Genomic DNA, 13,094 nt, shown 5'->3' on the forward strand with positions numbered 1-13,094 from the left:
CCGTCCGCCCGACCGACCGACCGACCGATCAGCAGCCCGACCGACCGACCGACCGACCGCGACCTCCCAATTACCGGCTAATCCGAGCATAAGCGTGGGCTTTTGCACCCAAAAGCTAAGCTTTCGACCGCAAAACGGGCGATTGACGAGGCGGAACGCTGTAATACCATTGGGTGATATTTAATTGCCTCCACAAGGAAAAGTATATGGCGTCACGCTGCGTAGGGCTGGTCATCACTGCAAGTGATGTGACGGTGGTTGATACGACGATCCCGGACGACCGGGATGCTCCGCTCATCCTGAACAGGGACGAGACCTGGAAGCTTGCAGGGGGCGATCGCGCGAAGGCCTATGAAACGCTGTTCCATCGCTGCACCGGGTACATCCAGCAGAACGGCATAACCCAGGTCGTTATCAAGGCCAGCGCTCTGCCTCAGGGCGGTGGTGGCAGCGGAATCCTGGACGGTGCTGAACTGCGGGGCGTGATCATGTGTGCAGCAGCTTCGGCTTGTGCGACTCGCATACTCGAAAAGAGCTGGATGAGCAGAACCTATAAGCGCAAGGTGGACGAGGTTCTCAAGGACGACGCTTTCTGGGAGCAACAACTCGACGGGGCGAAGCTGCGCAAAGGAAGCCGAGATGCAGCCATGCTGGTCGTCGCCCATAGGAACCGACCATGAGCAGCGTCGTACCTGAACTGGAAATCATCAGGAAGCTGGGCAACGGCCACTTCGGAGAAGTCTTCCTGGGAAAGTGTGGCGTCCATGGGGATGTAGCGGTCAAGGTTGTGTCTCGGCAGCCCGAGCATGACGACGCAAAGTGGCTGGCCACCAAGCAGGGTTTTTTGGCTGAAGCCAAACACCTTTCAACCGCCTCTCATCGCAACGTGGTGCAGGTATACGGCATCGAGGAGTTCGACAACAGCATCCGATTCACGATGGCGTACTGCCCTGGTGGTTCGCTGCAGGCCCTGTACGAGCAAGGCCCTATGACCTTGGCCCGCGTACATAAAGTGGCGACTGATGTGTTGATTGGTCTCGATGCCTTGCATGGAAAAGGGATGCTGCATCGGGATATCAAGCCGGGAAACATTCTGCTCGATCAGGCCGGCCTGGCGAAGCTGGGTGACTTCGGGCTCGTCACCGATGACTTGCTTCTTGGCTATGGCTCCGCAGCAGGGTATCGCGATCACATTGCGTATGAGGTTTGGCAGGGTGCAGGAACTAGTGTCAAAACCGACATTTGGGCGTTGGGCATGACCTTGTTCCGACTGCTGCACGGCGAGACCTGGTACGTCTTCCAGAATGAGGCGCCGGGAGAGATCGTGCACGAAGGTGGATTCGTGGAACACTTGCGTTGGTTGCCGCACATTCCTAAGCCGTGGCGGCGAGTCATCCGCAAAATGCTCTCGGATGATCCATCGGCCCGGTATGCCACTACCGGTGAGGTTCTGAACGCGATATCTGGGCTGCCGATCGATCCATCATGGGAGACCTCAGTGACTGCGGATGTGGTGCGTTGGGAGCTGGCCGCGCCCAAGCGCGTAAAGGTCGTCGAATGGATTCTGCACTCAGATAGGCGCCATGAGTGGAAAGCATGGAGCCAGCCACTGGAAGCGGGGCGCATTATGACTCTTGGCCAATCGCCAGGTGTCGTCGGGCGCAGGCAGGTTGATCGGGAGCTGGAAGCCTTCTTCGGGTAGCCGGAAATCTCAGCCAGCTGAGCGCAAACGCCGGGGCAGCAGATACCCATCGACAAAGTCGGGAGCGCTCAATGGTTTGAGTTGGAAATGAGCTTGGGCAGCGGCCCGACGCTGATCCGCGCAATTCGGGCAATACGTCGCGACTGCATCGATGCCTTCTGCCGGGTGCCATACGGCTCCGCAGAATGTGCATCGAGGCGACGTGAGCCTCAGGTTGGGATGGCGCTTGCTCATTTGGATCCTACCTGTCGCGAAGGCGACATATGTCGGGCATGGACGAACGAGTGTTTGTGGGCGGCAGAGCTTATACGAGTTCTTCTGGTTTGGCCTCGGTAATTGCCAAAAGGTCAATCACGTTGAGCACCTGCTATCTATACTGTATGCATGAACAGTTAATGAGGCAAGCGCCGTTACAAATCCTGTTTGCAAATCCTGTTTGCCAAGCATCAAGTAGCTTCACACCATGAGGTGTAGCAGATAACCGCAATTCCGCATGCCAACAGACGCCTGGTGCAGTCGCTCGGGCATGTTCAAGCGCTCCAAGGCACAAGAGCATTCGCAGCAGAGCATTTTCCCGGCATCATCCCGTGACGTAACTACGGGGGCATGTATGAGCGAAGGGAAGACCAAGCGTAAGAAGGCTGGCGGTGCAGCGGGAGAGGTACCCCATAAACGCCATGACTTCACTCAGGCAACCGTGCAGCGCCTGCGTGATCGGGCAGGTAACGTCTGTTCGTTCCCTGATTGCCATGTTCATACCCACGGTTCGGCTTTTACGGGCGATAAGGTGGTGGGGATTGGTGTGGCGTGCCACATCAAAGCGGCTGCGCCTGGTGGGCCTCGATACGATGCCAAGCAAACCAAGGAGGAGCGCCGCCACTTGGACAATGGCATCTGGATGTGCCAGACGCATTCGAGGCTGGTCGATGCCGATGACTCTGCCTACAGCATTGAGAAGCTGCTGGAATGGAAGCAAAAAGCGGAGGCGCGTTCAAACAGCCTGCTCAACCAGAAAACCTTAACCCAACAGGAGGTGAGGGCTGCGGTTGAGGAAGGGAATGTTTCGGTTGTCCAGCGCGTGATGAACATGTCCACCGACCCCATCAATATGCCCTTAGACACGATGATGACGGGTTACGAGACTGCCTTGGAGGCCCTTGATCCACGATTCAACGTCAAGGTGGACAGGGTTGATGGCCACTGCCACCACTTCATTAGCGCGGCGCAGGAAAATGTCACCCTGAAGCTGATCCTTCAGGATCTGGACAAGTTGGAAAGGTTTTACGAGGCCGAAAGGGCGCTATTTGAAGAAGGTCGGCAGCTTGAGATCCCAGGCGCGCATGTGATGTTTGAAGGCTCCAAGTTATTTGAGGCTATCCATCAAAAGATTCATCGGTCAGGACAGGGCGTCCTGACCATGGGCGCACCGAAACGACAGTTGACTGCCAACCTCTATGTGCGAACGCCTGAAGGCCACGAGGTATCGATCGACACGTTCACTTGCTACTACACGTCAGGTAGCGTGCGCACCGTTTTCGAAGGTGAGGCCTTGGGCGGATTCTTTGCAGTCAAGGCGTCATGCGCGCACGACGGGACTGTTACGAATTTCGACCTGACCTTTGATGCTGAGGCTTGGCGTGGGAAAGATATCCTCGATCTACCACGCTTTCCACGGCTCGCGAAGGCTGCACCTTATTTGGGGAAGGGACGCTTGGTTGTCGAGATCGAGGTCGGCAACAATGCAGCATCGTTTGACACCAGTACGAGCCCGATCAACGAGGAATACCATGCCCGGCTGCGCTGGCTGATCGAGTATCTGGGTTTTGCGCGGAAGGTAGCAGAGCAATGTAGCGAGGCTATTTTCTTGAAGAACCTGGATTTCGATCATGACGTCTACTCAATCATTCGAAAGTACACAGGTCTGATCGATGGGCCATACCTCAGCACTCGCAAGCCTGGTCTGTTGAGCAAAGGGCAATTCGACTCTCAGGAAAAATTCGATCTCGCGGGCATCAAGACAGATGGCTTCCCACTCGTTATCACGCTGGCTCACAAAAAGAGCGTGACGTTTGAGCTGTTCGGACAAGCGATTACCCCGCCTCGAATCGAGACCTTGTACACCGGGATCGAGCTTATCGCGTATACCGATCTCGACACTCCCGGCCAACCCAAGACCGAGTTCTACACGACAGAGGGCTCCACTGAAACCATGCAACTGCAGGCAGGGGATCCGTGGATCGTTCATGAAGACCTAAGCGTTCTTGACCAGCCGCTTGAGCTGGACGGCTGAGCGCAGCGAACCGGCTCTTCCGATTCGATATAATCGTGTCGATTCTCGGGAGACCCTATGAGTTCGTTGCCTATCCAGGCCGCCTTGCCGGCCCTTTTGAAAGCCCTTCATGAGCGAGATGAGGTGGTGCTTCAGGCACCACCAGGTGCGGGTAAAACTACCCGCGTTCCGCTCGCCTTGCTCGACGAGTCCTGGCTTCAGGGCCAGACCATCATCATGCTCGAACCACGCAGGCTTGCTGCACGCGCGGCAGCGGAGCGTATGGCGAGCGAGCTGGGCGAGAAGGTTGGTGAGACCGTGGGCTACCGCATTCGCCTTGAAAGTAAGGTAGGCCCCCGAACCCAGATCGAAGTGGTCACCGAAGGTATCCTGGCACGCCGGCTACAAGATGATCCTGCACTGGATGGTGTGGGCGTAGTCATCTTCGACGAGTACCACTTGCGAAACCTTGACTCTGACCTTGCACTAGCTCTGTGCCTGAGTGGCCGTGAACTGCTGCGTGATGAGCCCCCGCTGAAGTTGCTCCTGATGTCCGCAACACTTGAAGGTGCTCGTCTTTCAAAGGTGCTGAATGATGCGCCTGTGGTCACCAGCGAAGGGCGGATGTATCCGGTCTCGACGGTTTGGGGTAGCCCGTATCAGCCGGGCGAGCGAATCGATGCGAGGGTCACTGACACCTGCTTGGCCGCCATCAACGAACAGTCGGGAAGCGTTCTGGTTTTCCTTCCTGGGCAGGCAGAGATTCGGCGAGTGGCGGAGACCCTTAAGGAGCAGCTGAGCAGCCGTCCAGACGTGATCGTATGCCCTCTTTACGGCGACCTCGACCTGAATGCCCAGCGTGCTGCGATAGACCCAGCCCCCGATGGCTCCCGGAAGATCGTACTGGCCACGAACATCGCCGAGACAAGCTTAACCATTGAAGGCGTCAGGGTAGTGGTGGACAGTGGTCTTGAGCGAGTACCGAAGTTCGATCCTCGCAGCGGGATGACTCGACTCGACACGCAGCGTATATCGAAGGCCAGCGCTACCCAGCGTGCGGGTCGGGCAGGGCGACTGGAGCCAGGTGTCTGCTATCGCCTGTGGTCGGAATCGCAGCATGAGCAAATGGCGGGCTACAGCACACCTGAGATCCTGCAGGCTGATCTCGCAGCCTTGGCACTCCAATTGGCCCGGTGGGGAATGAAGCCGGAAGAGATGACCTGGCTCGACCAGCCTCCATCGGCTCCCTTCGCCCAAGCCAGAGACCTGCTGAAGCGCCTGGGCGCACTCGATGATGCTGGACAGCTCACACCACACGGATCGGCCATGTGCGAGCTTCCAGCGCATCCACGAATCGCTCACATGCTCATCAAGGGCAATGCGATGGGCCTGGATGATCTGGGGTGTAACATCGCGGCGCTGCTCGGCGAGAAGGACATCCTGCGTGGAGTAGGTGCCGACCTTCACACCAGGCTAAGTGCCTTGTCAGGCGAGCAACATTCACGTCGAAATGGCGGTTCCCTCCAGCGGGTGAAGCAGTCTGCTCGGCAGTACCGCTCCCTGCTGCGTTGGAAGGCATCCAACCCAGTTAGCGCGCTTGATCACCCACGATGGGTAGGGTGTCTACTGGCGTTCGCCTACCCTGATCGAATTGGACTCCAGAGGCGTGCAAGTGCATCCGAGTACCGTCTCTCCAACGGTCGGGCTGCCGTGTTCTCAGAGCCCGATGCTCTCACCAAGCATGACTGGCTGGTAGTTGCCGACCTGGGTAGCCGGCCAGGCCAGCGTGAGGAGCGGATCTACCTGGCAAGTGACCTCGATCCGGCCCTGTTCGATGACGAGCTGGCTGACCTAGTCAGGTCTGTCGATGAGGTCGATTGGGACGAAAGGGAAGGGGCGCTGAAGGCTGAGCGGCAGTTGAAGGTTGGGCAGCTCATCTTGTCGACGACAGCCCTGCCGAGTCTTGATGAGCAATCCCGTTCATTGGCCTTGGTCAACCTGGTGAGGCGCAAGGGCATCGAGCTCCTGCCCTGGAACCCTGAGCTGCGGCAGTGGCAAGCACGGGTCGATCTGCTGCGTCAGCTGGATATCCAGAATGGCCAGGCAGAGAGCAAATGGCCTGATCTCAGTGATGCCAACCTCCTCGACACGCTCGAAGAGTGGCTCACGCCGTACCTGGGCAAAGTCACGAGGCTCAGCCACTTCAGTCAGCTGGATCTGTCGTCGATAGTCAGAAACCTACTGCCTTGGCCGCTTCCACAGGAGCTGGAAGCCCAAGCGCCTCAGGCGATTCAGGTGCCGTCCGGCTCGAGTATCCGTATCGACTACTCGCAGCATCCCCCAATCCTCGCGGTGCGGCTGCAGGAGCTGTTTGGCCTGGCAGAAACCCCACGCATCGCTCAAGGAAAGCAGCCTTTGATTCTGCATCTCCTATCGCCGGCCCGCAGACCTGTGCAGGTCACCCAAGATCTCGCGAACTTCTGGCGCAGCACCTATACGGAGGTGAAGAAGGATCTTAAGGGTAGATACCCCAAGCACTACTGGCCCGAAAATCCATTGGTGGCCGAAGCCACTGCTCGTGCGAAACCAAGAGGGACGTAGGGGAGAGGGGATTTGCCCAAAATGGAAGTTGCTCTTGTTCGAAGTAAAGACTCGGCACGTTCCTTGGCGGTAGACATGCTCTATAACGAGGCACTTCAAGCTCTTCAGCAAGACCGGTGATACTTTAATCGTCCTTGCTGCTTCAGAGTGGCCTCATGGTCAGACCTCAAGCTGAACAACATGGCATGGACATCAGCCGAGACGCGCCATGCGAAAGGTTTCAGATGAGAGCTCCGACGGAAGCATCCGAAATCGGCCATTAGCTCAACACAATTATTGCACGGAAGGTTTTATGAACATCTTTAAGTTCGACCAAGGCAACGCCGGAGAGAGCTTGGCTGCAAGTATCTTGTCCTTGATATTCAACGGTGAAGCTCTTCGGGAGACCATGCGTGGCGAAGGCATAGGCGCCCTCGACCTCCAACTTAAGTATCCGGTCGACTTCCCTAGCCCAACTCACGCTCAAGTGGCTGTGCAAGTCAAAACTGGTGCAAGCTTCGGGCGCTGGACACCAACCAAAAATCGGTGGCGTTTACAGGGCATCGACCGGGAGCATTTGAGAAAGTGGAAGGACACCAATCAGCCGGTAATTTTGATTTGGGTGCGCCTTGATCCCGGAACCAAGATTTACTGGAAGCTCATTGATAAGAAAACGCCAATTGAAACCCTATCGGTTTCTGAAAATCACATTCTGACCCCGGCATCAAGATTTGAAATCGAGAGGCTAATTCATAAACAGCGCCGGCCTGCCAGTGGAATGGGAAGGTTCACCGTCCCTACCTTCGCTACCACTGCTCAAGTCCGAGAATGGTCTCGCCCAAGATTTTCCAAAATCCGAGGAGTAGTGTCCTGCTGCCTTGGGAAGGTATCCATCAGCAATTATGCATGGCGACACCTAACCAGAATTACACGGCCTCAATCGCATATTCGAGACAGCTTGACAACTTTGCCGTATGCTCAAAATATACTTGCAAACACCCCGCACCAAATCCAGACTCTACCTGGGATAACTGTGCAGAATGGAAATAAAATAACGGTTTCCAGAAAGGTTCTAGCAGTATACAGAAATGTACACTTTTCAGACAAAGGTGACTGTGTGGTATATGTAAGGCTCGACGAGAAAATTACTTACGAGGACAACTGGAAGGAAAAAGCTTTGATTAGGCAGAAACTCTGCCAGGAACTCAAGCTGGAAAGCATTTACAGGAAGACATCGAAAAAATAGTGCGCGTCCCCCCTCTTCACAATCCTATCCTACTCACCGACATGAATGCCGTTGAGATCAGACACATACCTGAGAAGCGCGTGTAGGTATGATCGCGCGCGAGAGCCGGGGAGCGCGCCTGTAAGATACGGCTTGCGCTAATTTTGTCAAGTGAGAACGATAACAGGCGCTGATAGGAGAGAGGCCTGCAGATTACTGGTATTCATTCGGGGAGCGCCTATCAGGCTCAGGGATGAGACCGACCGCTTCTTTCGGCCAAGCTCTCAACAACGAACACAGCGAAGGTCGAAGCAGTATGGATCGCCAGCCGCGAATGGCTTGATTTGGGATGGGTTTTTAGGTGCTTTTTCCCGCTCGCTTTTCGGAGCGGTTTACCAGTGCCTGGCTACTGTCTGCTTGGAAACGGCCAGGGCTCTGGCGACCTCGGCCTTCGTTAGCCCCTCATCCTTCAGACGTTGCACATCCTCTCGGCGTTTAGCCGCCGCCGCCACTCGGGAGTGACCCTCTTCTTGGACGACGATCAGCGGCTCAGACCCGCCGGCTAAGGCGGTTACCTCTTTCGAAACCTGCTTCAAGAGATCGCTGGGACGCGTTGCCTCTTCGGCACTGTAAGCCAGAGCAAGCAGAGAGAGGGGATGGACGCCTAGCTGCCGAGCAATCTCATCGAGCTTTTCAATCGTGACGCCACGTTCAGCGCGCTCCACTCTGCTGAGATGTGAGGCAGTCACGCCTTCTTCTAAATCGGTCAGCAGCACCTGCTGTTGCCGGCGCACATGTCTCAACGCAGCGGCGAGGGAATGCCTGAGCATTAGGGGCCATTCTCTAAAATACGACTGTATGCCCCGTTTGCCGAGTTCCGTTCAATGTCGTATAGTCAAAAGCGGAACTGGTGGCCGGTCTTTGCTCGTGTGAGAGTTGTGCCGCTGGTGCCAGGTCTTATCAATATATCGATTATTCGTCGACCGGGGCTGCTAGCTCGCTCTGGAGGGAGCGTCATGAAATTGTTGGTCTATTCGGATTTGCATCAGGAATTCGCTCCATTCATCCCTCCTAAAGTTGATGCTGATGTGGTCGTGCTTGCCGGTGACATCCATACAAAAGCGCGTGGCATTCAGTGGGCAAATGAGACGTTTAATGGTCAAGTCGTTTACGTCTGCGGTAACCACGAATTTTACGGTGGCCATATCGATCGAACGCTTCAGAAAATGAGAGGAGCTGCAGGGCCGCGTGTCCGCCTGTTAGAAAATGAGACGTGGGTTTGGAACGGCACCCGATTTCTGGGGGCCACCACTTGGACAGACTTTTCATCCACGGGCTCTCCCGCTGTGGGTACGCGCGTAGCAGCGGCTCGCATGAACGACTTCCAGATGATCCGCGCGGATCGTTGCTATCGTCGGCTGCGCCCGATAGATCTGATGTCCCGTAATGCGACCTCCCGTGCCTGGCTTGCTCGGGAGCTTGATACGCCTTTCGATGGGCGAACTGTCGTCATTACGCACCATGCACCTGTGATGAGCGTCATAGACGGGCCTCGGGATCACCTGACTGCAGCTTATACGAACCACTGGCCCGACCTGGTTGAGAAGGCTGATCTGTGGGTATTCGGCCATACGCATCGTGCCGTAGACATGAGGTTCGGTCGCTGCCGCATCGTGTCCAATCCCAGAGGCTATCCCGGTGAGCAAACAGGATTCAATGCCAGCCTGGAGATCGAGCTGTGATGAACCCAGATAAGCCTGGCCGAATCTACCCCACCTACTTGATCAAGACCTTCGGTGCGACCTCGGCGGACGTGAGGTTCAACCGACTCCCCACAGTGATCCAGAAGGCAAAGGCAGCCATCTCCTGTGCCGATATCGACGGGTTTCTGATGTGCGCCTTAGAGAGGCCCCCACTGATGACGGGCTTGATGTTTTGCGACCCTCGGCAGGAATTTCCTGAAGGGTTGCCTGTACGTACACCACCTGTGGTGGAGAGGTTTTACAGGGAGGGCTATCAGGTCGTGATGACTCAGAGTGGGGCTCAGTATGTGATTGCCCATTGGTACTACCAGAACGGTGCCCTGCGGCCATTTATTGAGGTGCACTGATATGTCAGATAGCCGGGTGGATGAGCCCATCAGCGTCGTTTGTGCTCGTACCAAAACGTTGGCTTGCCAATTACTGGATACCTCAGTGCGACAGCTTTTGACGAGCATCTGCAGTGTCTTGTCGGGGTGGTCTATGGCGAGGTAGGGGTCGGTTTCCTGACGGGGCCTGGATCAGAACATCGCCTATCGAAAGGCAATGGGAGCATGAGTGCTACAGCCTCTTTCGCACCTTCAATGGTAGTACCTACGTAGTGTGCGACTGGTTAGCGCAGGATTTGAGGCCGCGCTTCACTCGTCACTGAATCAGGTGGAGTCATGGCTTGGCGTAGAAGCAAGACGCAGCACGGATTGCACACACTGTGAGCGGAGTTGGGAGAACCGATAGACGCCACAGGTGACGCGACAGGTGAGGACACAACAAGGTGAGCGTAAGGGGTGTTGGGACGTTGAAATGGTAGATGCAGTATTGGTGAAAAACCTGTTGCTTCAGACAGGTGAACGGATACATGGAAACAGTGGGCCAGATGCAACGTTGATTGAATTGGCTATGTCCCGTTCAACAGGAAAAGCAGTCTGCGTGGTGAAGGATTGGCTGCTGCTGGATGTCATGGTCTCAGACCAAGATGAGGATTCGCTGCGAGGCCAAGGGCTCCAGCCCACGGTGTTGTTCGCTCGTGAGATTCTGTTCGACAGTCGCTGCCATGGTGCTCGATCGGGTGCACTTAGATCTGGGTTCCAGCGTTCCCATGATTCAGCGTCATTTGAAACGCCGGACGTGATTTATCTCTTGGCTGGCACAGGTCAGCGTAAGCATGCGAGCGTACCAGCACTGTTGGCATTGGACAGATTGAGCTGAAAATGGTCGGTGGCAGCAACCCCATTGCAAGTGGGCAAGGTAGCTTCCTGAGGGCGCCATGCGATAGCCCGTCGACACTGCAAATCAGTTCCGCCCGTGGCCAGCATGAGGGGAGAAATTGCCCCGCGTTCGAAGGACGGCGACGGAGTAGGGACGTGAGTGAAGCTGGGCGCTGAGCGGGCAATTCTTGTCTAGAAGAGACATTTCTTTTCTATCCAAGTCATCTTTGACAGAGCGCCTCTGTCATTTCGCAAAAAAAACGGAGTGGTTATATTTGAGAACAACAGAAAAAGCAGCGTCAGGAGACCCACCATTTAGCTCCTGAAAAACGCAGTGCTGGCCGTTCTGGCTTTTGCTCTGGCTTTGCTTCGTGATCGTCAGAAACGTCATGTTGGATGCCTCCCCGCAGGGGTGGCATGGGGGAATCGCCCTTTGGCCGCAAGGCCGCTGCTTTGCTTTTGCAATCCAAAAAGCCATTTGATTAACAAACTTTTTGTTAAGTTTACTGTTAGTGAAGTGGGACAGGTACGCCTGCGATTTGGAGTGCTATGGATCTGGCGGTGGAGCAGCAGGTTTGGAGGCTGATGCAACAGTATTGTCTCGATGATTTTCAAGCCCAGCTGATAAAGGCGCTGCGAAGCTATAAGCGAAGGCCGGGCTACTCGGCATTGACCCGGTTGCATGCTCAGCAGGTCGGAATCGGGGGCATTCAGGTGCTCACGGCGGCATTGCGCGCGCACCCGCATTGTCACGCTGAGGTGGGGGAATCGGGCTTCATTCAGCTACGTCTGCCCCTGCGAATGCACCTTTGCCAGCACTTACACACTCACCTGATCCAACACTCAATGGCGACAGAGCCGTTGCTGGAGGCATACCTCGCCCAAGACGTCGGCCTTTAGCAAGTTCACGGCACCGTGGTCTTTGACCAGGTATGCGCAGCCATAAGGTCATCCTATGCTCGACCCTCATCAGTTACGCGATCAACTACGCAGTGTGGTGGATCGCCTGACTACTCGCGGCTTCACCCTTGATGTCGCGCACATGGAATCATTGGAAGGGCGCTGCGAAGCGGTGCAGACACGTAACGAGAAACTCCAGGCGGAGCGCAACGTACGCTTCAAGGCAATCGACCCGATAATGGCCAAGAGCTCTGACTATGCATTGCGCATGGCGCACGGGGAGCGTGCAACCGATGAGCTCACCGCAGGAAAAGTCGAGCTGGATGCCATACAGGCCGAACTCACTGATTTCTTGCTGACCATCCCCAACCTGCCGGATGACCTTGTGCCCGTAGGGCGCGGTCAAGATGATAACGTTGAGGTACGCCGTTGGGGCATGCCTCGTCAGTTTGATTTTGAAATCAAGGATTCAGTGTCCCTGGTTACGCTAAGCTGCGGGTTAGATCTTGACGCCGCCTAAACGTTATCCGGTGCACATTTCTCGTTGTTGCGCGGCCCGATCGCTCGTCTGCACCGTGCCCTGGCGCAGTTCATGATTGAGATGCATACCAGCCTGCACGGCTATGAGGAGACTTATGTTCCCTGCGTCGTTCAGAGTTCAGCCCTGCAGTGCACTGGCCTGCTCCCCAGGCTCGAAGAAGACCTGTTCAGGGTGGTGAGCAACGGCACAACAAGCGGTTACCTCATCCCATCTGGTGATGTAGCGCTTATGAACCTGGTCGCCGGTAAGATCCTCGACGCTAAGCAGCTGCCACTGAAGCTGCTGGCCCACACCCCGTGTTTTCGCAACGAGGCGGGGAGGTATGGCCGAGATACGCGTGTGACGTTCAGGGAGTATCAAGCCGAGGAAGTCGCGCTGGTGAATATCGTGGAACCATCGGCCTCCATGTCGGCCTTGGAGGAGATGGTGGCCTGCGGTGAGCGCGCTCTGCAGGGCCTAGAACTGCCATATCGCATTCGAGTCGTATGCACAGGTGACCTGGGCTTCAGTGCCTTGAAAAGCTATGACCTGGAAGTATGGATGCCGAGCATGGGCAGATATCGAACCGTCGGATCTTTCAGCAATGCGGGTGACTTCCTGGCTCGACGGATGCTGGCCTCTTGGCGTACCTCGGCAACCAGCCAGCCAAAGCTGGTGCACACAGTGAGTAGCTCAGGCATGGCGGTCGGCATACTCCTGAAGGCGATCCTGGAGAACCATCAGCAGGTTGACGGTAGGATCCGCATACCGGCTGTGCTTCAGCCCATGATGGGGGGCGAGACCGTCTGATTATCTGTACTTGGTGGCGGCTTCAGGGCAGGCGCGACGGAATCAGCCCGTTGTGCAGGGATGTATAGCTGCTCGCTCTCACTGACGCGGCTGTGTTCATAGCCGCGTCAGCAAATTCTTCGA

9 protein-coding genes and 1 pseudogene are annotated in these 13,094 nt (G+C 56.1%); 9 read left to right on the top strand and 1 reads right to left on the bottom strand.

Translation table 11 applies throughout. The annotated features are described in order from the left end of the window. The first annotated feature begins 206 nt into the window (after positions 1–206). The 5 genes from J5M56_RS13790 (at position 207) to J5M56_RS13810 (ending at position 7,797) form a co-directional block, all read left to right on the top strand. Complete coding sequence (locus J5M56_RS13790) at positions 207–680, top strand: hypothetical protein (RefSeq protein WP_207937141.1); 474 nt, start codon at positions 207–209, stop codon at positions 678–680. Continuing rightward, positions 677–1,702 (top strand): serine/threonine-protein kinase, encoded by a 1,026-nt coding sequence (locus J5M56_RS13795; RefSeq protein WP_207937142.1) that lies wholly within the window; start codon positions 677–679, stop codon positions 1,700–1,702. The genes J5M56_RS13790 and J5M56_RS13795 overlap by 4 nt, the downstream gene beginning before the upstream one ends. 610 nt (positions 1,703–2,312) lie before the next feature. Next, a complete protein-coding gene (locus J5M56_RS13800; RefSeq protein WP_207937143.1) occupies positions 2,313–3,992 on the top strand; it encodes a hypothetical protein in 1,680 nt (559 codons plus the stop codon). A 57-nt stretch (positions 3,993–4,049) separates the two neighbouring features. Then, positions 4,050–6,572, top strand: a complete 2,523-nt coding sequence (gene hrpB, locus J5M56_RS13805) for an ATP-dependent helicase HrpB (RefSeq protein ID WP_207937144.1) — start codon at positions 4,050–4,052, stop codon at positions 6,570–6,572. Positions 6,573–6,864: 292 nt separating this feature from the next. Further along, on the top strand, positions 6,865–7,797 hold the full coding sequence (locus J5M56_RS13810) for a DUF4365 domain-containing protein (protein ID WP_207937145.1): 933 nt from the start codon (positions 6,865–6,867) through the stop codon (positions 7,795–7,797). A 371-nt stretch (positions 7,798–8,168) separates the two neighbouring features. Here J5M56_RS13810 and J5M56_RS13815 read toward each other — a convergent pair whose 3' ends face one another. After that, positions 8,169–8,552, bottom strand: a complete 384-nt coding sequence (locus tag J5M56_RS13815; RefSeq protein ID WP_207937146.1) for a transcriptional regulator — start codon at positions 8,550–8,552, stop codon at positions 8,169–8,171. Between the two features lie 240 nt (positions 8,553–8,792). Between J5M56_RS13815 and J5M56_RS13820 the strand changes: the two genes are divergently transcribed. The 4 genes and pseudogenes from J5M56_RS13820 to serS all read left to right on the top strand — a co-directional run bounded on the left by J5M56_RS13820 (position 8,793) and on the right by serS (position 12,971). Further along, entirely contained in the window at positions 8,793–9,518 is a 726-nt protein-coding gene (locus J5M56_RS13820; RefSeq protein WP_207937147.1) for a metallophosphoesterase family protein, read from the top strand. Next, the gene (locus J5M56_RS13825; protein WP_207937148.1) at positions 9,518–9,886 is read left to right on the top strand and encodes a hypothetical protein; all 369 of its coding nucleotides are present in this window, start codon (positions 9,518–9,520) and stop codon (positions 9,884–9,886) included. The genes J5M56_RS13820 and J5M56_RS13825 overlap by 1 nt, the downstream gene beginning before the upstream one ends. 451 nt (positions 9,887–10,337) lie before the next feature. Continuing rightward, positions 10,338–10,742: a hypothetical protein gene (locus J5M56_RS13830; RefSeq protein ID WP_207937149.1), complete on the top strand. Its 405-nt coding sequence runs from the start codon at positions 10,338–10,340 to the stop codon at positions 10,740–10,742. Between the two features lie 954 nt (positions 10,743–11,696). Next, a pseudogene (gene serS / locus J5M56_RS13835) lies at positions 11,697–12,971 on the top strand (serine--tRNA ligase). Positions 12,972–13,094: the final 123 nt, after the last annotated feature.

This window comes from Pseudomonas sp. 51_B, from assembly GCF_017491595.1.
Lineage (GTDB): Bacteria > Pseudomonadota > Gammaproteobacteria > Pseudomonadales > Pseudomonadaceae > Aquipseudomonas > Aquipseudomonas promysalinigenes.

Excerpts from the sequence above, each read along its gene's own strand:
- J5M56_RS13830 (WP_207937149.1), top strand. The coding sequence starts at position 10,338 with ATGGTAGATGCAGTATTGGTGAAAAACCTGTTGCTTCAGACAGGTGAA.
- J5M56_RS13825 (WP_207937148.1), top strand. The coding sequence starts at position 9,518 with ATGAACCCAGATAAGCCTGGCCGAATCTACCCCACCTACTTGATCAAG.
- J5M56_RS13820 (WP_207937147.1), top strand. The coding sequence starts at position 8,793 with ATGAAATTGTTGGTCTATTCGGATTTGCATCAGGAATTCGCTCCATTC.
- J5M56_RS13810 (WP_207937145.1), top strand. The coding sequence starts at position 6,865 with ATGAACATCTTTAAGTTCGACCAAGGCAACGCCGGAGAGAGCTTGGCT.
- J5M56_RS13795 (WP_207937142.1), top strand. The coding sequence starts at position 677 with ATGAGCAGCGTCGTACCTGAACTGGAAATCATCAGGAAGCTGGGCAAC.
- hrpB (WP_207937144.1), top strand. The coding sequence starts at position 4,050 with ATGAGTTCGTTGCCTATCCAGGCCGCCTTGCCGGCCCTTTTGAAAGCC.
- J5M56_RS13800 (WP_207937143.1), top strand. The coding sequence starts at position 2,313 with ATGAGCGAAGGGAAGACCAAGCGTAAGAAGGCTGGCGGTGCAGCGGGA.
- J5M56_RS13790 (WP_207937141.1), top strand. The coding sequence starts at position 207 with ATGGCGTCACGCTGCGTAGGGCTGGTCATCACTGCAAGTGATGTGACG.